This window comes from Variovorax sp. W1I1, from assembly GCF_030815625.1.
Taxonomy (GTDB): Bacteria; Pseudomonadota; Gammaproteobacteria; order Burkholderiales; family Burkholderiaceae_C; genus Variovorax; species Variovorax paradoxus_C.
Genome location: NZ_JAUSWZ010000001.1, coordinates 2,611,093 through 2,635,427 on the forward strand (window position 1 = coordinate 2,611,093; position 24,335 = coordinate 2,635,427).

26 protein-coding genes and 1 pseudogene are annotated in these 24,335 nt (G+C 65.0%); 7 read left to right on the forward strand and 20 right to left on the reverse strand.

The genetic code is table 11. From position 1 onward, the window contains the following. The first annotated feature begins 75 nt into the window (after positions 1-75). The gene (locus tag QFZ83_RS12240) at positions 76-477 is read left to right on the forward strand and encodes a hypothetical protein (protein WP_307506612.1); all 402 of its coding nucleotides are present in this window, start codon (positions 76-78) and stop codon (positions 475-477) included. Positions 478-958: 481 nt separating this feature from the next. Here the strand turns inward: QFZ83_RS12240 and QFZ83_RS12245 are convergent, their stop codons facing one another. Both QFZ83_RS12245 and QFZ83_RS12250 read right to left on the reverse strand, forming a co-directional pair. Then, positions 959-1,144, reverse strand: a complete 186-nt coding sequence (locus tag QFZ83_RS12245; RefSeq protein ID WP_307506615.1) for a hypothetical protein — start codon at positions 1,142-1,144, stop codon at positions 959-961. A 70-nt stretch (positions 1,145-1,214) separates the two neighbouring features. Further along, positions 1,215-1,424 (reverse strand): hypothetical protein, encoded by a 210-nt coding sequence (locus QFZ83_RS12250; protein WP_307506617.1) that lies wholly within the window; start codon positions 1,422-1,424, stop codon positions 1,215-1,217. Positions 1,425-1,942: 518 nt separating this feature from the next. Here QFZ83_RS12250 and QFZ83_RS32765 point away from each other — a divergent pair. The 3 genes from QFZ83_RS32765 to QFZ83_RS12265 all read left to right on the forward strand — a co-directional run bounded on the left by QFZ83_RS32765 (position 1,943) and on the right by QFZ83_RS12265 (position 4,576). Continuing rightward, positions 1,943-2,293 carry an HU family DNA-binding protein gene (locus QFZ83_RS32765; RefSeq protein ID WP_373423472.1) on the forward strand — a complete coding sequence of 117 codons (351 nt, stop codon included), beginning with the start codon at positions 1,943-1,945 and terminating at the stop codon, positions 2,291-2,293. Between the two features lie 364 nt (positions 2,294-2,657). Further along, a complete protein-coding gene (locus QFZ83_RS12260) occupies positions 2,658-2,798 on the forward strand; it encodes a hypothetical protein (RefSeq protein ID WP_307506623.1) in 141 nt (46 codons plus the stop codon). Between the two features lie 839 nt (positions 2,799-3,637). Then, a complete protein-coding gene (locus QFZ83_RS12265; protein WP_307502078.1) occupies positions 3,638-4,576 on the forward strand; it encodes an IS481 family transposase in 939 nt (312 codons plus the stop codon). Here the strand turns inward: QFZ83_RS12265 and QFZ83_RS12270 are convergent. Both QFZ83_RS12270 and QFZ83_RS12275 read right to left on the reverse strand, forming a co-directional pair. After that, a complete protein-coding gene (locus QFZ83_RS12270; RefSeq protein WP_307506626.1) occupies positions 4,556-4,744 on the reverse strand; it encodes a hypothetical protein in 189 nt (62 codons plus the stop codon). The genes QFZ83_RS12265 and QFZ83_RS12270 overlap by 21 nt on opposite strands. Before the next feature lie 332 nt (positions 4,745-5,076). Beyond that, positions 5,077-5,598, reverse strand: coding sequence for a hypothetical protein (locus QFZ83_RS12275; protein WP_307506629.1), 522 nt, complete (start codon positions 5,596-5,598; stop codon positions 5,077-5,079). 1,175 nt (positions 5,599-6,773) lie between these two features. Between QFZ83_RS12275 and QFZ83_RS12280 the strand changes: the two genes are divergently transcribed. Beyond that, positions 6,774-7,157: a hypothetical protein gene (locus QFZ83_RS12280; protein ID WP_307506631.1), complete on the forward strand. Its 384-nt coding sequence runs from the start codon at positions 6,774-6,776 to the stop codon at positions 7,155-7,157. A gap of 118 nt (positions 7,158-7,275) precedes the next feature. Here QFZ83_RS12280 and QFZ83_RS12285 read toward each other — a convergent pair whose 3' ends face one another. From QFZ83_RS12285 to QFZ83_RS12365, 16 genes and pseudogenes are all read right to left on the reverse strand, one after another. Next, positions 7,276-7,524: a GlsB/YeaQ/YmgE family stress response membrane protein gene (locus tag QFZ83_RS12285; protein ID WP_307506634.1), complete on the reverse strand. Its 249-nt coding sequence runs from the start codon at positions 7,522-7,524 to the stop codon at positions 7,276-7,278. 28 nt (positions 7,525-7,552) lie between these two features. Beyond that, positions 7,553-8,038: a hemerythrin domain-containing protein gene (locus QFZ83_RS12290; RefSeq protein WP_307506637.1), complete on the reverse strand. Its 486-nt coding sequence runs from the start codon at positions 8,036-8,038 to the stop codon at positions 7,553-7,555. Positions 8,039-8,339: 301 nt separating this feature from the next. Continuing rightward, complete coding sequence (locus tag QFZ83_RS12295; RefSeq protein ID WP_307512699.1) at positions 8,340-9,023, reverse strand: TraX family protein; 684 nt, start codon at positions 9,021-9,023, stop codon at positions 8,340-8,342. 100 nt (positions 9,024-9,123) lie between these two features. Next, positions 9,124-10,350, reverse strand: coding sequence for an LPD7 domain-containing protein (locus tag QFZ83_RS12300; protein WP_307506640.1), 1,227 nt, complete (start codon positions 10,348-10,350; stop codon positions 9,124-9,126). A gap of 64 nt (positions 10,351-10,414) precedes the next feature. Continuing rightward, on the reverse strand, positions 10,415-12,343 hold the full coding sequence (locus tag QFZ83_RS12305) for a type IV secretory system conjugative DNA transfer family protein (protein ID WP_307506643.1): 1,929 nt from the start codon (positions 12,341-12,343) through the stop codon (positions 10,415-10,417). Continuing rightward, positions 12,336-13,484 (reverse strand): P-type DNA transfer ATPase VirB11, encoded by a 1,149-nt coding sequence (virB11, locus tag QFZ83_RS12310; RefSeq protein WP_307506645.1) that lies wholly within the window; start codon positions 13,482-13,484, stop codon positions 12,336-12,338. Before virB11 ends, QFZ83_RS12305 begins: the two co-directional genes overlap by 8 nt. Next, positions 13,453-14,747: pseudogene (gene virB10 / locus QFZ83_RS12320) on the reverse strand (type IV secretion system protein VirB10). The gene virB11 and the pseudogene virB10 overlap by 32 nt, the downstream one beginning before the upstream one ends. Before the next feature lie 32 nt (positions 14,748-14,779). After that, on the reverse strand, positions 14,780-15,607 hold the full coding sequence (locus QFZ83_RS12325; protein ID WP_307506654.1) for a TrbG/VirB9 family P-type conjugative transfer protein: 828 nt from the start codon (positions 15,605-15,607) through the stop codon (positions 14,780-14,782). Between the two features lie 11 nt (positions 15,608-15,618). Further along, the gene (locus tag QFZ83_RS12330) at positions 15,619-16,344 is read right to left on the reverse strand and encodes a virB8 family protein (protein ID WP_307506655.1); all 726 of its coding nucleotides are present in this window, start codon (positions 16,342-16,344) and stop codon (positions 15,619-15,621) included. Positions 16,345-16,497: 153 nt separating this feature from the next. Then, positions 16,498-17,550: a type IV secretion system protein gene (locus QFZ83_RS12335; protein ID WP_307506657.1), complete on the reverse strand. Its 1,053-nt coding sequence runs from the start codon at positions 17,548-17,550 to the stop codon at positions 16,498-16,500. Between the two features lie 13 nt (positions 17,551-17,563). Then, entirely contained in the window at positions 17,564-17,809 is a 246-nt protein-coding gene (locus QFZ83_RS12340; RefSeq protein ID WP_307506660.1) for a hypothetical protein, read from the reverse strand. A gap of 18 nt (positions 17,810-17,827) precedes the next feature. Beyond that, positions 17,828-18,559: a type IV secretion system protein gene (locus QFZ83_RS12345; RefSeq protein WP_307506662.1), complete on the reverse strand. Its 732-nt coding sequence runs from the start codon at positions 18,557-18,559 to the stop codon at positions 17,828-17,830. Continuing rightward, positions 18,552-21,059, reverse strand: coding sequence for a VirB4 family type IV secretion/conjugal transfer ATPase (locus QFZ83_RS12350; protein WP_307506665.1), 2,508 nt, complete (start codon positions 21,057-21,059; stop codon positions 18,552-18,554). The genes QFZ83_RS12345 and QFZ83_RS12350 overlap by 8 nt, the downstream gene beginning before the upstream one ends. Before the next feature lie 12 nt (positions 21,060-21,071). Next, positions 21,072-21,440, reverse strand: a complete 369-nt coding sequence (locus QFZ83_RS12355; protein WP_307506668.1) for a type IV secretion system protein VirB3 — start codon at positions 21,438-21,440, stop codon at positions 21,072-21,074. Between the two features lie 13 nt (positions 21,441-21,453). Continuing rightward, a complete protein-coding gene (locus tag QFZ83_RS12360; RefSeq protein WP_307506671.1) occupies positions 21,454-21,786 on the reverse strand; it encodes a TrbC/VirB2 family protein in 333 nt (110 codons plus the stop codon). Continuing rightward, positions 21,783-22,283 (reverse strand): hypothetical protein, encoded by a 501-nt coding sequence (locus tag QFZ83_RS12365; protein ID WP_307506673.1) that lies wholly within the window; start codon positions 22,281-22,283, stop codon positions 21,783-21,785. The genes QFZ83_RS12360 and QFZ83_RS12365 overlap by 4 nt, the downstream gene beginning before the upstream one ends. Before the next feature lie 298 nt (positions 22,284-22,581). On the opposite strand from QFZ83_RS12365, the gene QFZ83_RS12370 reads away from it, so the two are divergent. Together QFZ83_RS12370 and QFZ83_RS12375 are read left to right on the forward strand one after the other, a co-directional pair. Next, positions 22,582-23,370: a ParA family protein gene (locus QFZ83_RS12370; RefSeq protein ID WP_307506675.1), complete on the forward strand. Its 789-nt coding sequence runs from the start codon at positions 22,582-22,584 to the stop codon at positions 23,368-23,370. Next, positions 23,367-24,266, forward strand: a complete 900-nt coding sequence (locus tag QFZ83_RS12375) for a ParB/RepB/Spo0J family partition protein (RefSeq protein WP_307506677.1) — start codon at positions 23,367-23,369, stop codon at positions 24,264-24,266. Before QFZ83_RS12370 ends, QFZ83_RS12375 begins: the two co-directional genes overlap by 4 nt. Positions 24,267-24,335 lie beyond the last annotated feature (69 nt).

A 24,335-nucleotide genomic window follows, 5' to 3' on the forward strand; every position in this document is an offset into this window, starting at 1 on the left:
TTATACAGTCTTCCACGTACAACTCCAGTACTCGTTTTCTTGTCCCACCGGCAGATCCGATAGAGGAAATAAACCGTGAACCAAACCGAACTGTTCTATCCGCGGCCGGCGCTCCATGCACCGGTCCAGGCCGTCCTCCAGGAATCCTCCGAGGACGACGCGCCCTTCGTATTTGAGGAAGCCGTGTCAGAACCCAGAGTCGCCTACATGGTGCGGCTCGTCGACTACCCGGCAGTGGATGCAGTCAAGGTCGCGGAGCAGCGCTTCAGACACGAGCTCGATCGCCAACTCGGCACCGATGTGCTCCCGGCGCTGCGCGCATTCCGGAACGCAAGTGAGTCAGGCGAGAGCGACTTGGCGAAGAACGAGATCGCGCTGGCCAAGCGATGGGCGAAGGCCTACGACGCAGCGCGGACTGCGGGCTTCCGCGATTTGGGAGACACCGACGAGGCGTACTTCGAGGTGCGGTCGATCTGATGTGTCGCGGCACGGATGGCGAGCTTCGAAAGTCTGCTTTCAGAAGATTTTGGGGACTTCAACTGGCCCGTGAAGTTTCGATGGTGGGGGCACAAAGTGGCAGTTGTCAGCCGAGATTTTGGCGAGCGACTGACATCACGGAGGACGCAATGAACTGCGTGGACACGGTTTCAAGATCAGGCGTCAGGCAAGAGCTGGCGCGAATGCGCGCCCTAGCGACAAGCGTCACCGACGTATGACGCCGGCACGGGATTGAGCGGCGGCCACGTTGCGAATCCATGAAAAAAGCCCTCATGGGGAGGGCTTCGGAAAATGGTCGTGAACTCTTACGCGGTCCACGCTACGGCAAATTCGTTTGCAGAAGTCAATGTTGTTTTTCTCGTCGTGGTGACTTCGACGCGCTGCTTTGAGATTCAGCTTGCTCGGCCGAGCAACACCCGATGACCGGGTGATGGGTGATTCTAACTGGATCTGCTTCCCCTCAGGGATCCGCACTCGAGCGTCTTGACGACACGGGCTTGTTCTCTTGATATCTCTCCCAGAGATAAAGACCCGGCAGGGCCAGCAGGTGCCCAAACGCCGCGATGAGTCCGATTGCGAACAGCGCGACGGCGAACAGCGGCATCGCCGCAATCTCCAGAATAGTCCGAATCAACTTCAAGTTCATGGTTTCCGGCCCGGGGTGTTCTGTGAGGCGTGGTTGCGGCGCGTGCGGGCGCAGCCGGCGATGGACGCCATCATCGCTTTGCAAGCGCCAGGCGGCCGAGTTCGGTGATCTGGTGCACTCGCGCCTCGGCAAACCCGGGGTCCGAAGAGATCACAACTGCCTTCAGGAAGCCGACTGTGTGGAGCATCTCGACACAAGCGACGGCCGACTGCCCGGTGACGACGAGAGGAAACTCGCGCCCTTGCAGTTCGCGCAGAAAGTCCATCGGCTCAAGCTTCATCCGGCCTCCCGCTGGCCGGCTGTCGCAGCGAAACCCTCGCGGGCCATCGGCTACCTTCTGTCTGCCGATGGCGATCGCAGTCGGTCCTCCACGTCAAACAATTGGCATGCCGGACGCGGTGGCAGCCCCTGGCGCGCCTACTTGCAGTCCCGCCGTCGATCAAACGATCCGTCATACGCGCTCCCCTTGAATGCTCGTTTCAGTGCACAAGCACTTTCCGCATCGGTGAAGGCCGTCGCTATCCGCCAAAAGCGACGCCCGCTGCCCGTACCTGTCCTACGCTGCGCGCGCGGCAGGTCGCAAAAGGGGATATGGCGCACGGGTGGGTGCGCCGCGCGGGCCTTAACGGCCGGTGGCCGCCTCTCTCTCCGGACCACAAGGCGCGGGGCGTCCTTCAGTTCGCCGCGCGCCTTGGGCTCACTCGGCGCTGCGGCTACACTGCCGCCGCTCGCCGCGGCATCGGCCTTCGGTGCACGCAGGCCCTGAGCCTGATCTCTCGTCATAGGAAAAAATCAACAATGAACCGCATCGAACTCGTCGAAAAAATCGCCACCACCCACACCGTCAGCAAGGCCGAAGCCGCGCGCATCCTCGAGACCGTCACCAGCGCGATCGTCGCCGCAGTGAAAAAGGGCGATCCCGTGCAGATCATCGGCTTCGGCACCTTCAAGCAGGTCGCGCGTGCGGCCCGCACCGGCTTCAATCCGCAGGCCGGCACCGCGATCAAGATCGCGGCGCAGAAGGTGCCGAAGTTCGTGCCCGGCGCTGCGTTCAAGGCAGCAGTGGACCCGAAGGCGGCCAAGCGCAGGGCGGACAAGGCCGCGGCTGCCAAGCCCGCACCCAAGAAGGCTGCTGCAAAGAAGAAGTAAGCGTCGCGCAGCAATGCGCAAGCGAGCGAGTGGCCCTTCGGGGCCGCTTTGCTTTGCTGCGGGCTCTTTCCCGGGGTACTTCGAAGCTCGGCGAACGGCGCCGCCAGACGAGCGGTACGCCCTGAGAAGTTGCCGTTGCTTTGTGTGCTGTTGTGCCTCACGCCGATCGAAGTTTGCGCCGCTGCTTGATACCCGGCGCGAGTTGATGCGGCGCGCTCCGCAAGCTGATGCCAAGCACACTCTCCATCGACCGGATCTGAGACGTCATTTCGTGGATCTCGCACGCCAGCGTCGACGTGCTGGATCGTTCGTGCGCGTTGCAAGGGACCGGGTGGGACCGCGCAGAAGGTGGCGATGAATCGACATGCTGCAGCATCTCAGCAACGCGATGATGGATGTCGCGCACCGCGGCACGAAGTGCGCGCATGGCGCTATCAATGTCCGCGTCACGTCGCAACATGGCTTCCCGCACGGTGGTTCCATCTGCCCGTCGGTCATCGCTTGAAAGTGGGGCCTTCGGCGGGATGCGGCTCATCGCACGAAGGAGCGAGCACTTGCAAGATGGCGCACGCGGGAACGCCATGCCGGACGATGCCGGCTTCTGCGGCGATAGCTTCCGTCGGTCACGCAGTCGCGCCTTGCGCAAACCGGATCTGGCCTGCGTTCTGCGTGGCTGGCGCGACCGTGCGAATTTGCACGATTCCGCGTCCCGACCACGGGGTGAAACGTTGAATCGCTGCGTGCTGCCTCCTACGATCGGCACCGGTTAGGAGAGCATCCGATGGAATCACCAAATTGCCCGTCCCTCGGTATTGCCACGCGAGGCAAACAGATCCGTGTGTGCTGGCGCCCAGACATCGCGCATCACGAGGACGACGAACATTGTGACGGCGGACTCTGGGTGGAGATGACCTGCGCAGCGCTGAGAGAAGCGGCGGCGATCTGCGAGGTCCAGGACGCGCGCCATGGCGCAGGATCGCATTGGATCGCAGAGCGCACGCGCTTGGATTCGGAATTTGCGGAGCGATTTTCGAATGCGCACTGCAGCGGAGAGTGTGCGCGGCCGAACTGAGCAGAGATCCGTGTCCCGGTCCAAGGGCTTGATGCAGCTCTTGCGCTGATGAATCTGCTGCGCGAGCATTGCGGTGCACGGCGATTGAAGTATGGCCGCTCGATCGCTCCTCGCTCGGACGCGGTCTATCGACGCCGAGCGCTGTCGTGGCGGTCAATGCAGGCCAGCCTTGCGCAGGCGCTCTAGCTGTGATGTCTCAATAGGTTGTTCACCCGAATGGGTCTGGGAAACTGGAGTTACCACGCTTCAGGATCTCAGAGGAATCCCACCGGATGAACAGCCATAAGAATGCCAGATTGACATTGGAAGGTCGCAAGTTGCTTGTCGAACGCATTGCAGGAATGGGGCTGATGCCTGCCGCCGAGGCGGCAGGCATCAGCCCGCGCACCGCGCGCAAGTGGCTCAAGCGCTTCCTGGAGGGCGGCGTGCAGGGCCTGCACGATCGCAGCTCGCGCCCGGCCAGGACGCGCACGAGCCTGGACGCTGCGCTGCACGAGCGCATCGAGCAATTGCGCCGCTCGCGCATGCCCATGCGCCGCATCGCCACCATCGTGGGGCGCAGCGTGTCCACGGTCAGCCGCCTGCTCGCACGCCTGGGGCTGTCCAGCCTGAAGGCCCTGGAACCCATTGCACCAATCGTTCGCTACGAGCGAGAAGCGCCGGGCGAGCTGCTGCATATCGACACCAAGAAGCTCGGGCGCATCGTGCAGCCCAGCCACCGCGTCACAGGCGATCGTCGCGATGCCACGCGGGGCGCAGGCTGGGAGTTCGCTCACGTGGCCATTGACGATCACTCGCGAGCGGGCTTCGTGCAGATGCGCGACGACGAGCGCAAGGGCTCGGCCGTGGCGTTCCTGCAGGCGGCCGTGGCTCACTACGCGGCCTTGGGCGTGACCATCAAGCGCCTGATCACCGACAACGGCTCGGCCTATCGCTCGCGGCTGTTCGCCAAGACTTGCCAGGCACTGGGCATCAAACATACCTTCACCAGGCCCTATCGCCCACAGACCAATGGCAAGGCCGAGCGATTCATCCAGACCTGTCTACGCGAATGGGCCTATGGCCGTGTCTGGGCCAACAGCAAAGAACGCACGACATGGCTGCCTGCGTTTCTGAACTACTACAACGCCAGGAGGCCGCACTCCGCATTGGGCTACAGGCCACCAGCTTCCCGACTCAGCGGGAATAACCTATTGCAACTCGACATCTAGCGCCACCGCCTGGTCTTCTTGGCTGCCGCCGCAGACGATGTCCTGGTAGGCGCCGTCACTGCTGAAGACGCGGACCGCAGTGCAGTCTCCCGCCTGAGCCAGCCGCACCAAGTCGCGAAGCTTCTGCAGCATCTCTTCGCCTTCACCATGGTTGCTTTTCTTCGGCATCGATCAAATGTATGCCATGGCAATGCGCAATGTCCGGTGGCGCGAAAGTTAAAAGATAGCACTTGTTCTCTTGTGAAATTTGCGCCGTTTGTCAGGCAGACCGGACGAGATTCACGTTGGGACAGCCTGTCAGGGCTTTCTCGCCACCGCGACGCCGGATGCCACCTCGCTAGTAGCCGTTCATCGCGATAAGGGCACATGCTCGACGCATGCCACGCCGCGCAGTCTTGAGGCAGCTCGCGCATCCGACAGCTTGAAGGAGGCCGGGCCCTGCAAGGAACGATCCGGGTTGGCGCGGAACAACGGTCGCCGTCTTCTCCTTCGGCCGTCGCCTATCCGCCGTGCTTTTCTTCGTCGTGGCTTGGCGCATCGGGTGGATCCTTGAGGGCTCGCCTCATGAAGGTCGCGATGCGTTCGAGTTGTTCGGCCGAAAAGATGCCCACCATTTCGACGCGCCCAGCTTCGACCCTCCATCGCACATAGTTGCCGATGGCTGATTCGCTCGGCTGCTCCGTCGAGACCTGATCCAGCGCATGTTGCAGATCCTCGGGTCGCCACGACTTCTTCTTTGCGCCAGGAGTGCCGAGGATCGAAGCGAAGTCCGATGCACGAAGTTCGAGCGGAGATTCAGCCGTGTAACGCCAGCCGGACTCCAACTTGGCGTGCGCCGCACGATGGATCGATTGCTTGTTGTTCACGTAAAGAAAGATCGGTGTGTGCTGTCCGCCGACCGCGCCGAAGTGTTCCTCGAGCGCTCGCCGGCTGATCCTTACGGGGACGCTGGTCTTGCGATACCGCACGCGGATATGCAGCCACTCGCCTTTATCGTCGCTGTTCTCCTGTGGCGTTTCCATGCGCGGCTTTGTCCGACATTGCCCGCTGGGTTCGTGAGCAAGCAGTACACGGCGGATGCGCCACCGGCGAGGGTCTGGCGTTCACGCAAAGGGCGCCTTGCGGACCGGGGCGCCTATTGACTCGGCCGGTGCAGGCGCACGCACCTTAGGCAAAAAGGCGCGCCGTGTGTGCAGAAGCGGTGCTGCGGGCGCTTGCAACGGCGTGCGGCGTGATGAAATTCACGTTTTTGAATGCGTGAGAACACGAACTGAGGGTTATTCGATGGCGGCACTGCTGCTCCCCAGCGCCGCGGAAATCCGTGCGGCACGGCCAGCTTGCACGGACCCATCGGATGCACCGCCGGTTGTGTGACCGCACGAGGAGTACCGGTCGTCTCGTCACGAACGACAGCCGCGCCGTCTGGTGTGCACCGGTGTTCTGCCCGGAGCCCGTGCCATGTGCACAGGCTCGGACGTCAATGCGCAACAGGCGCGAGCTTTGCTCGGTGCGTACGCACATGCAGCGAGCGGCGCCGCACGGCGCCAGGCCTGCGAGCGGCTCGGACACACGTTCCACCGCCACCGCAGGATGGAAGCCCCCGCGCGGCCAGTATCAGCTTCGTTCCGTACGATCTCCGCTCAACGTGCTGCGCTGTCTCAGCGCCGCGGCGCCTCTGCCTCCAGCGGGCTGTGCGCGGTGTCGATCGCAACGCGCAACTATCCGTGGCGGTCGTGGTGCGCCGGCAACTGTCGTGTGCGTTGCCACGCCGACAGGGGCGCGGGCGGCACCTCGATGTAGGAAGCCAGCGCGAACAGCGACGACTGCTCCTGGTCGGGGGAGGCCTGGCGTTCCTGCTGGCGCGAGCGCCGTCATCAGGAAGGTCGTCGGCGACTGTGTGAGGGTGCAGATTGCACGGCATCGAGCGAGCCATTCCCTATCACCCGCACGAAATAACTTAACTTACGCGGAGGGGTAGGTGACGTACGCTGCGGTCGGCGCCGCGGAGAGGCGCGCACAGCGGATCGCAGTTGTAGATGACCAAACGATTCGCAGAATATGGGAAAGAGAGGGCGCACAGGCGTAGCAATCTTTGCCGAGAATCTTGCGGCGGATTTTTCCTGACGCGTCGTCCGCGGGGCTTTGGCGGCAGGACAACCCAAGCAATGCTTGGCATCAGGATTGCTGGAACTGCTTCATGGGACCGCTTCACCCGCATCTTGCAGACCTGCGGCGCTTGGCAGCGCAATCGCGTGCGGCAGCCCTCGATATTCAACGTGAACTCGCATCGAAACTGATGGCGCCACCGGAAGGTGGCCGAGCATCGGAGCTCGAGATGCGAGCCAGCAATACCCTCCTGCAGCTCATGGCGGCAATCGATGCGATGTATCTGCAGGAATTGCGACGTTGCAATGCCGTGACCCTGGATCACATTCGCCGACGGGATCCAGGCCGAACCGGACACCACCCGAACGCGTTGATGCTGCGCGCGAACACTGAGGCGGCGTCGAGCGTCACAGTGCCCGGATCGACAGCCGCCGCAGCACACAGAGGCACTGCCGCGCCGGGTCCTGCGGAATGAGTCCTTCAGAGCCGATCTGGTCTCTGCGGGCAGGCCAGGCGCAGAGGGGAACGCCATAGGGCAGCGGCGAACCGCAGCGGCGCCGTGCGACGCTGGGTTCTCGTGAACGCGCGTGCCCTCAACCCCGGCGGGCAATGAACCCGTAGATGGCCAGCACGACGATGGCGCCGACTACTGAAGCTACGAAGCCGGCTCCTGCCCCAGCGGTATACCAACCCATGGCTTGTCCAAGGTAAGTGGCCAGAAGGGAGCCCGCGATGCCGAGTACCGTCGTCAATATGAAGCCCATGGCTTGTTTGCCGGGCAGCAAGGCTCGTGCAACGAGCCCGGCAATGAACCCGATGAGGATGGTCCAGATGATTCCCATGCTTGTTCTTTCGATGAGGTGAGTGGGTTCAGGCTGTGGCCAGTTCACCCAACAGTTCTTCCTTGCGTGCGGTGAGCGTGTCGCGCATTCCGATCAGGTCCAGCTTGCGCGTTGCGCGCGCCTTTACAAAGATCTCGTTGCGCTCTTCCTTCACGTGATGGTCGATGTACTCGCCCAGCACCGTGACCTTGGCGTCGAACATGTCGTCCACGTCCGCGGCGCCCTGGATCTGAGCGATCAAGTCTTTCGCACTTGCGTGTTCGACCTCGGCTTCGTCGAGCAGGTCCGTGTCCTTGATGGCCTCTCGCAGCGCCGGATAGAAGATTTCTTCTTCGATCTGGGCATGGACAGTCAGCTCAAGACAGATCTGGTTGGCCAGATCGCGCTTCTTTTGCGAAGCGCTTGCTGCACGTGACTTCGTCAGCGTCTCGTACTCCTTGAACATGGCCTTGACCTTGCGATGGTCTGCGTCCAGGAGGGTGCAGGCGTCGGGCGCGGTACGGGTGGTGGGCATCTCTGGCTCCTTCATAGTGGGAAGCCGAACATGCAGCGGAGAGGTTCGCAAGTTCGTAGGACGCAACCACGCCGCAAGGAAAGATTTCGGAGGATGGGACCCTCTTCATCATGCTTGGCGACTCGTGGCCCGCATGGCGGCGATCGGTGACGCGGTGGCGCCAGCGCGAAGCCCGTCGGCAAGGCCGGCCTTCGCGGAGTTCGATCGGGCGGCGACGCACGCTTGACTTGCCGCGCTGACATGCGAAATCGCTCCTAAGCTCAGCGGCCGCTTGCGAAGCGTTGCCACTGGTCCTTTTCAGTCATGCGGGTCTCAGCACCACGGCGATCAGTGACAGATGCGCAGGGTAGTAGGCGTAGAAGACCCATCGACAGCGACGCAACGGAATGTCGACATGCCGCGCGCCCAGGATCAAGGGCAGGGCGCCCAGCGCGGAAAAATTTCCGTTGACGATCGCGAGCGAGGCTGTCGCCAGGGCCCACAAGAGCATCCTGACCGCATCGGGACGACGCGCGAACGCCCAGGCTCCGAGGCAGCACAGCAGCGCGGGCCACCAGAACTCCACCAGTGCACCTCCGATGAGGAAAGCGATCGATGCCGCGGCGCGCGCCATCGCACCGCCGCGTTCGAGGAGCCACACGATCAAGGTCGCCAACCCCAGAGTCGCGAGTATGTTCAACGGCCACCAGCCGACAAGGCGAACGAAAGCCGGTGTCGCCAGCAGTGCGAAGACCGCCAGCCGCCGCATGACGCGCAGATGCATGCCGGCTTCAAGCGCCCCGGGCCGCGCCAGGTTGGCCATGAGGACGAAGCCAAAGAGCGGCATCACCATGCGCCCCAGGGCGTAGAGCGTGGCGCTCGTGTCCTGCAGCAGGTACTTGTTGACGTGATCGCCGGTCATGAGCACCAGGCCGACCCATTTGAGCGTTTCCAGCGAGCCGTCGGAGATCGGCCAGGTCGCCGCGGGCGCTGCGGGCTTTCCAATCGAGGGCCTCGACGAACCAGCGCGCGCGTCGGTGGCTTTTCTGGAGCCGCTGCGTGCCTTCGCTTGCCGCCCGTCGTTCGATGGAGCGGTCCTGCGACGACTAGGCGCGCTCATGGCTCGGCGCTTCCGGGTCTCTGGCCGTGCGCTGGCGCACATGCGAATGCAGTTGCATGGGTCCGAAACGCGGGCGTCGTTCAGGGAGGTGGAGCGAATGGCCTTGCGCCAGCGCGTCGGCGATGCGTTCGCGGATCAGTTGCACCAGCCGCTGTTGGGAGTCCTGGTCACTTGTCACGCGCGTCGCGTACTGCTCGGCCAACGCCAAGCCGGCCGCCGCGGCGGCCAGTTGCGGATGCTGACGTTGGATCTCGGGGGACACCGTCTCGCCGCTCCGTATGCGCGTCGCGCGCTCCTCCATGGCGCGAAGGTGGTCCGATGTCTCGATGCGCCAGATGGCACGTTGCGTGACGATTCTTTTCTCTCCGGTCAGCTCGCCCTGCGCATTTCGCTGCGCCACAAGGACTTTCACCGGCTGCGCACCGTGCCTTGTGAGGACCACCTGGTCGCCGATGCGCGGTCGCGACGCGGATTCCGCGAGTGCGCGTTCGAGGTCCGCCCCCCACACCGTGCGATCGCCGGTCTCGGTGCGGACCCTCACATAGAAGGACATGCGCTGCGCCGGATCGAATTGGTAGGGTGCGGCGGCCGCTGCAACCAGCAGCCCTTGGATGGTCGACCCGCGACTAGTCCGCGGCGATCGATGGTGTTGCGGCATCTCCGTCGAATCAGGCGCGGCATCGTGAGCCGCGCCGGGACCGCCTGCATCATCGCGCGCCGTCACGGCCCGGCGTTCCTTCGGTGCTGTCCGAGTTGCCGGCGCCTGGGCGGCTCTCTTTTCAAGCGATGGTGGGGATGGTTTCGAGGCGCGCTGCATCTGAAGGATTTCCACCTCCGTCGGTTCATAGCCTTGGACCTCGATGCCGCGCAACGCTGCTTCGCGCCACATGGCCTGCCGGAAGCTCTCGGTGCCCTTGACGGAGAGGGCCCGCCAGCCGCGCGCCTCGGCGATCGCCACCACACTGTGCAGCACCTCGCGGTTTTCGGTCTGCACGCGGATGCGCGCACCGTCGTCGATGAAGGCGAGGGTGCGGTCGGGAAAAAAGTACCGGTTGTCGACGCGCAGGTAGCGTCGTTCGATGGCATCGGGCACCCGAGGATGGCCGCGTCCCGCATGAGGCGCCTCGCCCTGGACGGAGCCGGCCTCGTCGTGAGAAGCAGCGCCCGCGGTGCCGAACGGCGGCGGGCTTCCGGACGGTGGGTCTGTGGACATCGTGGCTCCTTTCGCATACGTGCAGTCGTTCGGGCCGTCCTGATTCAGGCTTGAGTCGAGGACATCAGTCCAGGATGCGCGCCATGAACTCGTCGGCATGGCGCTTGAGGTCCTCCTCGCTGAGCTTCTCGGTGGGAATCTCCACGTCATCGAAGTCGAACGAGAAATCGTCCAGCTTCAGCTCATCGTCGAGTGCGTCGCCCGCCATGCTCGCCGCCGTTGTGTTCGCTGGTGACGGCCCACCGTCTTTCGATGCGGCGCCGGCGATGCATCCGGAACTCATGCCAGCGGTGTCTTGCTCGTCATCGGTCACGGCCGGCCGAACGCGCGCGCGGATGTCACCGCGCCTGGTCACGTCGAGCTTGGGCACCGGCGGCGGCGGGCGCTCCCGCGGGGCGAAGAACCGGTCGCGAAAGTACAGGACGCGATGCGCCAGCACAGGCCGCAGGCCTTCGTAGAAGAGAAGCATCCGGTCCGTCCCGAGCTCCTTGACCTCCTGCGGCAACAACAGGCGGCGCGGCTGCTCGCTGATGCTCACCGTCGCCCCCTTGGCCGCACCCCCCCACATCGGGCGGCTCATGTTCTTCTGCCGGACGGTGTAGGTCCCCAACTCCCGGGAGATGGCCTCGGCGTCCTCGTACTCCTTGGGCGGGAACACGATGCGCGCGGCCAGCATCTTGCGGATCGACTTGGCGCCCTCGATGCCGTACTTCTCGACCAGCTGCGAGTGGGATTGCACGATGACGACGGTGCGCACGTTGTAGCCCGGCAGGAAGGCGGTGGAATCGGCGATGACCGGAATGCGCCCGAGCGCCGCGAACTCGTCGAGCATCAGCAGCAACTGGTGGCGAAGCTGCGGGTTGCTTTCGGGAAGCTCGTGCGTCTGCAGGCCGATCGCCTGCTGGAAGAAGAGATTGAGCAGCGGCTGCAGCCGGGCGATGTTGTCGGGATTGATCTGCACGTAGATCGAGATCGGCCGCTTGCGCAGGTCCCGCAGATCGAAGTCGTTGGCCGAGGTGGCCGCATCGATCATCGGGTTGAGCCACAGGTCCAGGCGGCTGGTAAAGGTCTTGCGGATGCTCGACGCCGTGGTCGGCGCCAGGTCGATCACGTCATAGAGGCTCTGCACCGCCTCCTGCGAGAGGGGATAGCCGGCACGCTCGCAGGCATCGATCACGCGCTTCCAGTGCTTCTGGAAGCCCTCCGCATCGCTGGCCATGCCCTGGCGCAGCACCTCGCCGAGGGTGCGCGTCGCGCCGGGAGTCTCGAAGAGGTACAGGGCGATGCCCAGGAACAGCGACCGGGCCGACGAGCTCCAGAAGGGGTCGCCCGCCTGCGGATCGGGAAAGAGCATCGTGCCGATGCGCTGCAGGTCGTCGATGCAGCGGTAGGGCTGCTCGGACACGTAGCCCAGGGGGTTCCAGCGTGCCGAGCACTCGCGCTCTGACAGCGGATCGAACAGGTGCACCTCCTGCCCATGGGCCGCCCGAAAGCCCGCCGTGCGCGTGAAGTTCTCGCCCTTGATGTCGCTGACGATGGCCGAGCCGGGCCAGTTCAGCAGATTGGGAATGACCACGCCAACGCCTTTGCCGCTGCGCGGCGGGGCTTCGAGCTCGACACCCTGCTGGCCGGGCAGCACCAGGTAGCGGTTGCCCAGTCGCCCGAGGATGATGCCGTGCTCCTGCAGCAGCCCGGCCCGCGCGATCTCGCGGTGGCTCGCGAACCGTGCTTCGCCGTGCAGCGGCCGGCGACGCGGCAGCATGGCGACGCCCACCAGGCCCAGCGCGAGGCCTTGGGACCCCGCGAGCGATGCCACGAGAGCGCGGCGCACGTCCGGCCGCTCGCCGTGGGCCTGCCAGTACGTGTGGAGCGTGAGCAGCGTGACTTGCTGGGGCGGCAATTTCATCGCCATCAGGAACGCGTGGCCTGCGACGTAGACGCCGACGATCGCGGCCACCAGCATTGCGACGGCAATCCTGAAGGGGCTAGGCAAGCCTTCGGTTCTTGGTGCCAGGGTCATACCAGATCTCCCGCACGATGCGCCGCGGCCGGTCGTCCCTTCGCTCGCGCGCGCACTGCACGACGATGTCCACGCTCATCTGCGCCAGTTCCACCCCGTCGCGCGTGCTCATGCCCTGGCCCGCCTGGCTGCGCTTCATCAACTGCGCCAGTGCTACGAAGGCCATCGCCGCGCTGTCCGCATGCACGCTGGTGATCGAGCCGGGGTGGCCGGTGTTCACGGACACCAGGTAGTCGTAGACCTCTTCGCCGGTCCGCAACTCGGACACGAACACCCGGTCGGGGCGCTGGCGCTTGGCACCGGCGAGCAGCTGGCCGGGCGTGACCTCGGCTTGCCCCTGGGCGCCTTGCGAGTAGAAGAGCCTCACGTGGTTGGGTTGATTGCGCAGCGACAGTTCCTTCACGTCCTCGATCGTGATCAGACGGTCCTCGGGTGGCACCTCGAGGATCAGCGCCTTGCCGACGGTGGTCTTGCCCGAGCCTGTGGCCCCGGACAACAGGATGTTCTTGCGCGACTGCACCGCGCGGCGCAGGAACGGCACGAACTCTCGGCGTGCGAGAAGCTCCGTCAATTCCCGGTCCTCCGGCGCCAGACTGTCCAGATCGGATGGCCGCACCGGGCAGCCGGGAGCGCTGCGCGTCGGCTCGAAGACGCACAGATCCGCCAGCTCTTCGAGGCTCCAGAGCGTGTGGGACGGACGCCGGATCGTGATCGAGACCGTCCGCTCCAGCGTCGCGGGCGGCAGCACGATCTGGATTCTTTCGCCGCCCGGGAGGGTGGCGGACAGGAGCGGCTCGTGGGCCGAGATCCGCTGGTGCGTGAAGTTGGCCACAAGCTTGGCGATGGCCATGCACCAGTCGAAGCTTGCGAACGGCAACTCCTCGCGCAGCCAGCCCGACTGGCGCTCCACGAACGCCACGCCCGGCTCGTTGATGCAGATCTCGGTGACCTCGGGATCGTCCAGCAGACGACCGAGCGGGCCGAGGAAGAGGACAAGCGAAGAGGGCGATTCCGCTATTTCTGCGGCGGTCACAGGGCCGGCCACCGATTGCAAGTCGTCGGTGGCGGCGCAGAGCGTGCGTTCAGGGAGTGGCTGGGTCGTTTCGAAGCGCATAGACGCTCCTGAAATCCACATCGCGAGCGACCAGGATCTGAATCCGCTCGCCCTGGTTCTTGATGACGGTCGGCGGAATCGACACCGTGCTGCGCAGCACTTCCGTCATGACGTCGCGGCTGCCCTGCGGACCGACCACCAGGCCGCCGCCGCTGCCGACCCGGGTGCCGCTTTGCCGCTGGGCGGCGAGCGCCTGCATCGTGCCATCGATCACCGAGATCAGGACCGCGGCACCGAAGCGATCCCAGAAGTGGGTATCGACGAAACCGGGCAACCCATTGCGTCCCAGTTCGTCGGTCCTGGCGAGGCGAGCTGGACCACCACGCCGGTCGGGGTGCGGGCTTCATTCCACACGACGAAGACCCGGCCCTGTCCTTGCCGCGGCGTTCCGCGCTGCTCGCCCACGTACTTGGTGCCGCGCTCCAGCAGGACGACCTTGCCATCCGCCCCGTAGATGTCGCTGGCGCCTATGCAGGTGGTCATGCCCTCGTAGGTGGAGTCGATGGCGGTCTCCAGTGTGCAGTCGATGAATGCGCCCTTGGGCAGAAGCATGCGCCGTGTGGGCAGGGTCTGGGCGAGGACCGCCGGGGTCGGCGTCGGGCGAAGGCTGGCGCCAAGTTGACCGCCGCCGGATGCGGCAGATGCGGCGCCAGGCGGCTGCAGCGCGCCGAGCAGCTGGGACATGCTTGGCACGCCGCCGGCGGGCAGCACCGCCGGATCGGTGAACGCGTGCGGTGTCGAATTGCCCGAGGGCTGGGCGGACTGCGCGCGCCGAAGCACCGGGGTGCCCAACTGCCGTTCCAGTGCGATCTGCTCGGGCGTCTTTTGCGGCGTGCCCGCGTTGACAGCAGTGGTCGCTGGGGCAGGGGGCGTGCCGGCGATCGGCGGCGGCTCCGGCGGCGTTTTCGGGGGATCGATTCGGCCGAGCGGCGGCACCTTCATCTCGCCGCCGGCACGTGCCGACGCCGCCTTTCTCGCGGCCTCTTCGGCCTCGCGCGTCTTGGCGTACTGGGTGTTGTAGTACCAGAACAGGAAGCCGCTGCCGAGCAGAACGATCACGGCCAGCGCCAGGAATCCGCTGATGCGCGACTGGACAGAGCGCTCGCGATTGACCGACGGAATGGCGCGTTCACCTCGGACCGTTGTGCGCTCGTCGGCGTCGCGAGACGCGGCCCCTCCAGTGGCTGCTTCAGTTCGCGCAGACAGAATCTCCCCGGTGCCGGGGTCGATGTCGGACGCATCGGAAGGCGTCGGCGGATCCATTCGGGCGCCGCGGCGCGTCTGGTCGATCCAGGTCACGGACGCTCTCCCGTCGTGGTGCGGCGCACATCTTCTGCGCTCGTGTGGTTCGGGGTGCGCGCACTGCCGCCGACGAACGACCGGTTGACCACGCAGCCGACCAGGCCACCGCGCCGCAGCACGAATTGGCGCGCCACTCGGTGGATCACGACCTCATTGGCTTCGACGTTGAAGTTCAACAGTGACTCGGATCCGTCGTCGTTGCGCACGAACATGGCGGGAAAGTCCGATTGCGCCCGGAAGCGCAGTCGCGTCTGCATGCCGTCGTCGTAGGCGCTCTCGGGCTTGAGCGATTCGCTGCCGCAGAACCAGTAGTCGGCATTGCGTGGGCGCTTGGAGGCCTCTTCGCTCATACGCGCTTCGGTCCTGCGTCGTTCCTGATCCGCTGCCGCGGCGCGGGCCTCGTCCTCCGGGTAGGTGAAACGAATCGAATACACCATGCGCCGGGCCGCGGTGCCGGTCGGCGCGGCCGGAGAGGCGATGTAGTCGAAGTGGTAGGCGCGCCGGTTCGTGAGGAGGGTGAAGTTGGTCGAAGCGCGCGCTTCCTTGGGCTTGATGAAGAAGTGGTTGCGCTCGGCGCCGACATCGAAGGCACCGTTGTCGCCGGCGCCGAGGTTCACGAACTCCTCGCCTTCGGCGAACTGCAGGTGGATCTGGTAGCCCACATAGCTTTGCAGCGTGACGACGTCTTCGGGGTCGTAGGCGACCACCCGCACCCGGGCATCGACCTTGCCGGCGGGCGGCACGGTCGCGGTTCGGCCGAACGGCGCAGCCAGCGCCAGACTTGCCGCCAGCCCGATGGCAAAGCCCAGCCTGCGGGGCATGCGCCACGGCGTCATCGCGCATCCTGCCTGCTCGGTGCAGTTCCACCGACCGGGGCGACCTCGGGCTCGCGGCGGTACTCCACGACGCGAAAGCCCAGTGGATTGAGCGATCGCATCTTGTTGTCCGTCGATGGCGGGACATAAGCGAACTCGATCGTGGCGACCCAGTGGCTGGTCTGCTCATCACCGGTGCCGCCTGTGCGCGTCGAGCGGGTGAAGCGCACCTGTGCCAGCTTGTCCTTTCCGCTGTCCAGCTTGAGAAAGGTGACTGATCGCACCTGCGCGCGGATGGACGTACCGTCCTTGTAAATGTTCAGAGGCGATGCGGGATTTTCGATGGCCCACAGTGCGGTCCATTCCTGGTTGAGCCGAGGTGAGTTCTGTGAGGCGACGAGTTCGTAGTCCGCCTCCGCGGTGCCGTAGAAGTAGCGCTCCCGCGCGATCACGTAGTTCTGCAGCAGGTTGCGAGTCACGACCTGCTCGATGTCGGTGGTGCCCTCGTAGGTGGGGACGATGTCGACGATCCCGCTGCTGCTGTCGACGCGGATGAGAACGGGAACGGGCTGCTTCAGCGGAGTGAGTCCGCTGACGGCGGCGACCGAAAGCACCGCGATCAACGTTGCCGCTGCGGCCACGGTCCAGGCGATCTTGCTGGACCGCTCCGCGCGGCGCGCGCGGTCGAGTTCCCAGCTCTGGGCCTCGTTCACGTAGTTTTCAAGGGCGGCGTTCCGGCGCATGGACCGCTCCTAATTCGGAAACGCCATTCGGGATGTTGATCGGTGTGAGCGGACCTTCGCAATCCGGCGGCGTTGGCGGGCGAGTGCCACATGCAGCCAGCAGAAGGGCAACCAAAGAGAGGATCGTCGAAGGCTTCATCTGCACGCCCTCCGCTAGCGATTGCGCGACAGGCCCGGCATGACCTGCTCTCTTGGAAGTACGGTGCCGCCGCGACGCGCGGCGCCGCCATCAGCCATCGAAGCCAGGCCTGCACCGATGCGATTGCCTGCCAAGCGGCGGAACGAATCCCAGCGGCTGCGCGGCTCCCGTCGTAGGCCATCCAGCACGCCGCGACCGAATTCGTAGCTGGTGCGCTTGGCCCCGCCGAGTCCCCAGCGAATCGCGCCGCTGACGACTCCATAAGTGCTCAGCGCGACTCCGCTCGCCAACCCGGCAGCAATGGACATAACTTGACGCATTATCAGAAAGACCAAGGCCGAGGCAATGCACACTCTGGCACCCTCTGCAATCGTAATCGCGCCCCCAAGAGATGCCGTGTTCTGCGTATAAGAGCGGAGAACACTTAGCAAAAGTGCTGCCGCGAACGTTGCGAGAATGCTAACGAGCGCGTAATTGGCAAGTTGAGCTACCCAGGCCTCGAAAAAGCGCTTGGTCGCGTCGAAGAAGAGAAGCACGATAAAGATCGGGCCCAGCGCGAGGATTAGGGCGAGAGCGACTTTAGAAAGCGCTAACAGGAATGCAATCGCGACGACGGTTAAACCGACGAGAAGGTAGACGAGAAATCCTGCAAGATAGTAGGCAAAGTTTGCATTTAGTAAGCTTCCTTTGCTAAGCAATTGCTCCGCCGTCAGGTTCCCGTCGATCCATATCTGGTCTACGACAGACACAGTTGAAGCGGCCCCAAGGATTGCAGCAGCAAGCTGGTCGGGACTTCGGGTGAAACTATCGACAAAGACATCGTTGTAGGCCCAAAGGCGCAGGCTAACGCCGAGCACGACGGTGATGACAAGGATGCGCTTGACGCCTTCCCAGAGCGGTTCTTGGATCCGCCCAGTAAATGAGAGATAGCCCCAGGTCATCACGTAGATGGTCGCGAGCGTTACCGCTGCGGGCTCGATCGCGGATGCAACCCGGGTGGCGTTCGCACTCACGTAGGTGGCAAGTTGCCCGTTTAGCCAAGTAAAAAACTGCTCGAAGAAACCCATACGACCTCCACTATCATCTACTTCCTAGATCCGGCGGCAGTGGGACAGGCTTCAGATCTTTGATGCTGCCGATGCCATGCAAGATCTTTCGCTCTACATCCCTGTCCTGGGGTGCTGATGGCGTTGCAACCGGAGGAATGGCCTCACCCGAATTCGTTGATCGTTCGATCGTGGCATGGTTGATGTAGTAGTACATCCCGATGCCAGCGAAGACGATGATGGCGCAGAGCGCCACATAGATCTTTGTGCTCGTTAACATCTCGCGCCTTCCGCGGATCTAATAGCTCACCACTGACATGGTCCTCACGCTGCCTACATCTGTGGCCGCACGCTCTCGCAGGCGCTGCTGCTGGGCCGCTTCCTCGGCCCTTGCAATCTGATAGAGGCTCTGCAGCTTTGTCTGCTCATTGGTGAGCATGTTCTGCTCGGCTTGGATTCTTGCCTGCAGGTCCTGGATCGCCTTGGGGTCCTGTGCGGAAGCGATGCGACTGATCAGCAGTTGCAGCGCCGAGAAGCGCTGGCTGGTGTTCTGGTACGCGCTCTGGGTCATGCCGTTGAGCAGTGCTGCCGATTGCCGCCCTTGCTCGACGATCTGCCGCAACTCTGGACTGAGCGCCTCCATCTGCGTCCCCGAGAGGATGCTGTTGGCTCTCGTGATCGACTGCACTTGGTTGGCCAGCCCCGCATAGCCGGCTGAACTGCCGTTGAGCGTGTTCATCAGCTCGCCATAGCTGGGCGGCAGGTAGTTGCGCGCGAGCTCCGAGGTGGGCAACACCTGCTCCATGCCCCGACTCCCCGTCATCGCGTTGTGGGTCTGGGTCAGCTGGTCCTTGGATTCCTTCAGTTGGTCGTATTGCTTCTGCATCCCGGAGATCTGCTGCTGCCAGTACATGACCTGCTGAATCAGGTTGGCGACGGCGGTGACGTCGATCACCGGGATTCCGGCTTTCGCGTGCAGCGGTGCAAGCGAGGCCGCCGCGACGATGAGGGCAACAACAGACCTACGCATGGGAGCTCTCCTGGTGTGAGGGCGAACGGGAAGGGTGGCCAGCCAGCGCCTTGCGGAAAGGCGGCAGCCATTGGTCGGGATCGGGGCCGGAGGTCGCCATGCACTCGCGCATGAGGCGGACGTTGCTGGTGCGCCCGGAAATGACGTGCAGGGCGTCATCGAAGCCATGGAGATCGAGTTGCGCGACCACACTGACATGGTTCTGCTTGATGAGGAATTGCCGGGAGCCGGGCTCAAGCTCCTGCTTGATGAGTGCGAACTCGCGGTCCGTCAGGTTGAATCCCTGGGTGTATTCGTCGTAGTCCGCCTCCGGATTGGGGAACAGGATCTTCGTGGGTGTCTGCTCGACGATTGCGCGGGCGATGCCGGAATCGAGCACATGGCTGGTGCTCTGGGTGAAGGTGGCGATGTTCGCGTTTTTCTTGCGCCAGGTCTCCAGGCCGTTCTTGGCGAACTTCGCGAAGGCCGAGTCGTTCAGGAGCTTCGCGAATTCGTCCATCCAGCACACGAGCGGGCGCCCATCCACCATCCGGTTGACCAGATGAAAGAGGTACATGGTCAGCGGTGCGCGCACGACTTCGTTGTCGAGGAAGTCGGTCACGTCGAACCCGACGAGGGCGTGCCGGGCCAGCAGCGGCGCCACGTCGTCGCGATCGTTGTCGAAGACCCAGGCATAGTCGCCGCGCTCCGAGGCACACCATCTGCGAAGGCGCGCGTGCATCCCTTCGGGATCGGTGATGTCGAGGAAGGCGGACAGGCGGGACAGGCGCCTGAAGGGCGGATCGAGCTTCAGGGTGCCATGCAGCGCCTGATCGAGGTCGTCTTCCTGACGGACGCTCAAGGTGTCGTTCGGCGTGCGCATGACTAGGCGCCTGAGCCACTGCCGCATGAACTCGACGTTGTCGGCGGCCGCATCATCGAGCTGCAACGGATTGCAGCCGGTCGGCACACCGTTCTTGAGCGGGAGATACCGTCCGCCCAGTGCGCGCACCAGGATGTGCAGCCCTTCATCCTTGTCGAAGATGACCTGCGTGGCGTCGAGGCGATTGCAGATCGCCACCATGCAGAAGCCCAGCAGCGTGGTCTTGCCGGTGCCGACCGGCCCGACGCCGGTGATGTGTCCGACGTCGCGGCGGCTGCCGCCGTCCGGGCTGCGCGGGTCGCTCGCATGCAGCGAGAAGTAGTAGGGCGAGCCGGCACGCGTCATGAACATGGCCAGCGCATCGCCCCAGTAGTTGCCCGTGGCGCGGCCGGTGGGGAAATTGTGGAAGGGCGACATCGCGGCGAAGTTGCGGCTGGTCACGGGCGCCTTGCGGCTGCGGTAGCCAAAGTTTCCCGGCAGCTGCGCCCAGAATGCCGCCTCCAGCGCGAGATCCTCGCGCGCCACGACCATTCCCGTGTCGCCCAGCAGGTAGCGGGCGCTGGCCACGTTGTCGTTGAGCTGCTTGAGGCGGGGCCGGCCCTCGGCCTCGCCGACGCCGTCGTAGGTGTCGGCCAGCACATGCAGGCTGAAGTGGTGGTCGCCCATCACGAAGCGATTGCTCATCAGGTCGTCCAGCGCGTCCTTGAGCTCCTCGGCCTGCGAGACCGCTAGGTCGCCGGCCGACGCCATCCGGTGATGCTGGCGGCTCGTCATGTCGGTGGCCGTGCTCTTGGCCAGGAATGTGAAGCTTTGCGTGAGGACGAAGGGGAAGGGCGCGGTGAGCAAGGCGCTGAACATGCCGGGCGCCGTGGGCGTGGGGTATTCCTTGATGCCGAGGAAGGCCCCGATCCGCGTCTGGGTGCCCGTGCGGTATTCCATGGCCTCGTTGCCGAAGAAGGGCCGGGTGGTGGCCAGGACCTCGTTCAGGGGCGCGCGTGGCAGTGGCATGCGCTGCCATTCCCCGTTGACCAGCAGGCCGTGGAATTCCATCAGCGAGGAGAACAGCACCTCCTCGTCGGGCAGCCGATAGATGCCCAGGGCTTCGGGGTCGTAGCGCTCCAGGGCCGCGATCAGTTCCTGGCGCAGCTTGCCGCAGGCGTCGAGGGCATCGCGCAGTTCCGCCTGCGCACCTTCCGCGTCCGCGCGCTTGAAGACCCGAAGCGCGGCGTTGCCGATGCGGGTCGGCTGCGGTCGGTAGACGACCGACAGGTAGAGCTCGTTGACCATCAGCCGCTCGCCGGCCATCTTGCAGCGATACCGCTGCTCGATTTCATCGGCGAAGCCGGGGACCGTCCGCCCGGCCGGATAGCCTGTCTCGCGACGCCGGATCACGTGGGTCCACAGGGCCAGGTTGGGCGAGGCGACGTTGCGCAGCAGAACGTTGAGGCGCTCGTGCCAGCTATTGATCTCATCGTCGTCCGCGCTTTCGAAGCTCGTACCGGCCAGGCGCAGCGTCTGCACATAGTCGCCTGCGCGCGTGCGGGCCACATGCTCGTCCACGTGCGACGACAGCGGGATCATGGTTGCCGCGCCGGCCTCGCGGCGCAGCATGTGCTCGGAGCGTGACAGCAGCTTCATGGCGACCCCGGGTCAGACCACCGCCACGGGCGGCGTCCGCATGCGGCGCCGTCCCCGCCAATCAGGCATGTCCAGCGCCAGGGGGCTGTACGAGTTCGCGCGCCAGAGCCGCAGGTTGCCGCCGAGCATGGCGGGCAGGCGCGTGCGGCCCCACAGCTGCAGCAGATCAAAGAAGCGCGGCTCGTACAGGCAGACCAGGTAGAGCACCCCGTGGATCGGCACGAAGGCCAGCACCCACGCGAGGCTCTTGGTCACGATGAACGACTCGGTCGTGACGACGATGTTGAACATCATGGCCGAGTAGGTGACGCCCCAGACCATCGACGGTCGTGTCATGCCGACGAACAGAGGATCCGCGGTGATGCCTTGGTTGCGATTCACGGTTCGCTCTCCCTCACACCCCGAACAGGCCGCGGATCCAGGAGACGATCTGGGGGCCGCCGAAGACCAGCACGGTGCCGATCACGACGGCGACCATCCACCACCAGCTCAGGCGGCCGAACCAGGCCATGGCGCCGGAGACCATCACGGCGACGGCCGCCAGCGGTGTCAGGATGGCGACGAGTTGCTGCTGGGTCGCGTTGGCGCCGGTGGCAAACGGGCTGCCGGCCCAGGCGGCTCCCGCGGGGGCGAAGGCGAGCAGGGCGATGAACAGGCATCCGCTCCATCGGGTTCGGACGCCGAAGCGCGCTGCGCGCCGGTTGTGGTGGATCGAGCATGCGGTCATGGCGAGACTCCAGTGGCCGAGGAAGGTCCCGCGGGCACTTGCCCGGACGGGGGCGAGAGAGAGACTGGTGCCGACGGGTCCATGCGCCGGCTGCTGCCGTAGACGTCCCACCATGGGGTCGGCGCCGCGCGCTTGCCGGCGGGGGCAGGGCTCTTGTTGACATGCGCGGCCATGGCTTCGACCACCGCGGTCTGGGTGGAGGTACCCGAGGCGGCCGCGATCTCTCGCTGGAGGGCGGCGATGTCGCCGAGCGTGCGAACGCGCTGCGCCTCGGCCTCGGTCGCTGCCTGCGTATCGGACGCGGCGAGCCGCTCGGTCTTGCGGCGCACGAGATCTTCCAACTGCGCTTGCGACTTCCTGAGCTCTTCGCGAAGGATTGTGATGCGATCGTGGTCGCGCGCCGCCTGCTGCTGGGGACCAACGACCTGGGATGTGCCGGGCTCGGCCTGCGCCCACGGGACGCAGGCGTGCGTCATCAAGCCAGCGACAACAAGCACGGGAAGCCTGGCCGCGTGTCGGCCTTTGTCGGTTGCCTGCCTGCGTTGAACATCGGGTGCTTGCATGGGGCGCAATGTCCGCCTCCGCGCATGCGTGTGTCGACTATCGTTTTTGACAGTGGCATCGCAAAGCGCGAGGGGACGATATTCGTGAGCGACGCGGCGTGGCGATCCATCGGACCAACGAGCAGGGCCCCGTGCGTTGGGACAGCGCTGTCGCATGTCTCAGTGGCGTTCGCAGTGCGCCGCGTGTGGCGTAGAGGTCCGCGCATCTTTGGCCGAGCCTGAGGAGCAAGTCATGGGCAACGTGGTCATCTTCGGGAACCAGAAAGGCGGCGTCGGCAAGTCGACCCTGGCGGTGCTGTACGCATGCTGGCTGGCCGATGTGCGACGCCAATCGGTGTGCCTGATCGACCTCGATGCGCAGGCGAACAGCTCCAAATCGCTGCGCAGCGCCCCGGCGATCGTTGAGGCGGTGGAGCTTTTCGGGGGGGACATGGGCCCGATCGTCCCGGCCTGCCCGCAGACCATTTCCCTCGTGCCAGGCGGCAAGAGGCTGGCCGACGTCGAACTCGCGAGGGCGGACGTCGTGATTCCCACATTCCGCAGGAACGTGACTCGCCTGGCGCAGGAATTCGACGCGGTGGTGATCGACACGCCGCCGGCACTGGGCTTGCGCATGAGCGCGGCGCTGATCGCTGGCCATGCCGTGGCCTGCCCGATCGAACTCGAGGAGTACAGCATCGATGGCGTCGCCGACATGCTCAAAACCATCTTCGGCGTCAGGCGCCGCTACAACCCGCAGCTGCGGTTGGCGGCCATCCTCTTGAACCGGTTCAATCCGCATTCGCTGCGGCAGAAGGCCGCGGTGCAGGATCTGGCGTTGAACTTCCGTGAGTTCGTGATACCGGCTCGGATCTCGACACGCTCGGCCATTCCCGAGGCGCTGGCGGCGGGCGTGCCCGTGTGGCGGCTGCCCAAGAGCGCGGCGCGCGAGGCGAGCCTCGAGGTGATGCGGGCCTTCGAGTTGCTGCAGCAACGCATCGACGCCTCGAAGGAGCCCGTGCCTGCGCAAGAGCAGCCATGAATGCGACCGACGGGCTGGACCTGAGTGGGCTGTCGCAGTTCAGGGCTGCCGATCTGCTCACGGGCGAGGCGACCTCTGCGGCCGTGGGCGAACCGATGCAGGCGGCGCTCGACTGCATCGACTTCGACCCTCGCCAGCCGCGCCGTCGCATCCGGAATGAACGCATCGAGGAACTTGCCGCATCGATCCGAGAGCACGGCGTGCTGGAGCCGGTATCGTTGCGACGTCATCCCGAACATAAGGACCGGTACATCGTCAACCGCGGCGAACGCAGGGTGCGCGCCGCGCGCCAGGCAGGGCTCGCCACAGTCCCGGCGTTCGTGGACGAGCGGGTCGACCCGTTCGCCCAGGCCGCGGAAAACCTGCACCGCGAGGACATGTCGCCATTCGACCTGGCTTCCTTCATCACCGATCGGGAAAAGGAAGGCCACTCCCGCGCCGAGATCGCGCGACGCTTGGGCAAGCCGCGTTCATTCATCACCGAGGCCGCTCGGCTCAGCGACGCACCGCCGCAATTGCGGCAGGCGGTGGAGGCGGGGAGGGTCGGCGAGGACGTGCGAGTGCTCTACGAGCTGGTGGCCATCGCCAGCGATCGCCCGCACGAGCTTGAGGAGCTGCTCGCGCGGGGCGGGCCGATCGGGCGTGCGCAGACAAGACATCGCCCGCCATCGCCCCAGTCGGTCCGTGACTCAGCGCCGGCGGCGCCCGGGCAAGGGCTCTCCCGGGTCATCAGCGCCGGGCGCACGGTGCTTGTGGTGGAGCATGGTGGAAGGCGCGGGTCGCTGCGCATCAAGGCGAAGGACGGCAACGTCGGGGAGGTCCGCTTCGGCGACGGCACGCGTGCTTTGCTGCCGCTGGCGGAATTGCGGCTGGTGTGCTGGGCCACGGAAGACTAGCGATGCGGCTGTCGGTCGACGAGTCATCGGCACCCGACGTGTGGACGCGTCGCGGCGGGCGGTCTGGCA

Excerpts from the sequence above, each read along its gene's own strand:
- QFZ83_RS12260 (WP_307506623.1), top strand. The coding sequence starts at position 2,658 with ATGCTGCAGCATCTCAGCAACGCGATGATGGATGTCGCGCACCGCGGC.
- QFZ83_RS12270 (WP_307506626.1), bottom strand. The coding sequence starts at position 4,744 with ATGCCGAAGAAAAGCAACCATGGTGAAGGCGAAGAGATGCTGCAGAAG.
- QFZ83_RS12360 (WP_307506671.1), bottom strand. The coding sequence starts at position 21,786 with ATGACCGCATGCTCGATCCACCACAACCGGCGCGCAGCGCGCTTCGGC.
- QFZ83_RS12325 (WP_307506654.1), bottom strand. The coding sequence starts at position 15,607 with ATGCCCCGCAGGCTGGGCTTTGCCATCGGGCTGGCGGCAAGTCTGGCG.
- virB11 (WP_307506645.1), bottom strand. The coding sequence starts at position 13,484 with ATGCGCTTCGAAACGACCCAGCCACTCCCTGAACGCACGCTCTGCGCC.
- QFZ83_RS12265 (WP_307502078.1), top strand. The coding sequence starts at position 3,638 with ATGAACAGCCATAAGAATGCCAGATTGACATTGGAAGGTCGCAAGTTG.
- QFZ83_RS12300 (WP_307506640.1), bottom strand. The coding sequence starts at position 10,350 with ATGTCCACAGACCCACCGTCCGGAAGCCCGCCGCCGTTCGGCACCGCG.
- QFZ83_RS12340 (WP_307506660.1), bottom strand. The coding sequence starts at position 17,809 with ATGTTAACGAGCACAAAGATCTATGTGGCGCTCTGCGCCATCATCGTC.
- QFZ83_RS12285 (WP_307506634.1), bottom strand. The coding sequence starts at position 7,524 with ATGGGAATCATCTGGACCATCCTCATCGGGTTCATTGCCGGGCTCGTT.
- QFZ83_RS12245 (WP_307506615.1), bottom strand. The coding sequence starts at position 1,144 with ATGAACTTGAAGTTGATTCGGACTATTCTGGAGATTGCGGCGATGCCG.
- QFZ83_RS12345 (WP_307506662.1), bottom strand. The coding sequence starts at position 18,559 with ATGCGTAGGTCTGTTGTTGCCCTCATCGTCGCGGCGGCCTCGCTTGCA.
- QFZ83_RS12375 (WP_307506677.1), top strand. The coding sequence starts at position 23,367 with ATGAATGCGACCGACGGGCTGGACCTGAGTGGGCTGTCGCAGTTCAGG.
- QFZ83_RS12370 (WP_307506675.1), top strand. The coding sequence starts at position 22,582 with ATGGGCAACGTGGTCATCTTCGGGAACCAGAAAGGCGGCGTCGGCAAG.
- QFZ83_RS12250 (WP_307506617.1), bottom strand. The coding sequence starts at position 1,424 with ATGAAGCTTGAGCCGATGGACTTTCTGCGCGAACTGCAAGGGCGCGAG.
- QFZ83_RS12330 (WP_307506655.1), bottom strand. The coding sequence starts at position 16,344 with ATGCGCCGGAACGCCGCCCTTGAAAACTACGTGAACGAGGCCCAGAGC.
- QFZ83_RS12350 (WP_307506665.1), bottom strand. The coding sequence starts at position 21,059 with ATGAAGCTGCTGTCACGCTCCGAGCACATGCTGCGCCGCGAGGCCGGC.
- QFZ83_RS12290 (WP_307506637.1), bottom strand. The coding sequence starts at position 8,038 with ATGCCCACCACCCGTACCGCGCCCGACGCCTGCACCCTCCTGGACGCA.
- QFZ83_RS12275 (WP_307506629.1), bottom strand. The coding sequence starts at position 5,598 with ATGGAAACGCCACAGGAGAACAGCGACGATAAAGGCGAGTGGCTGCAT.
- QFZ83_RS12280 (WP_307506631.1), top strand. The coding sequence starts at position 6,774 with ATGGGACCGCTTCACCCGCATCTTGCAGACCTGCGGCGCTTGGCAGCG.
- QFZ83_RS12335 (WP_307506657.1), bottom strand. The coding sequence starts at position 17,550 with ATGGGTTTCTTCGAGCAGTTTTTTACTTGGCTAAACGGGCAACTTGCC.
- QFZ83_RS32765 (WP_373423472.1), top strand. The coding sequence starts at position 1,943 with ATGAACCGCATCGAACTCGTCGAAAAAATCGCCACCACCCACACCGTC.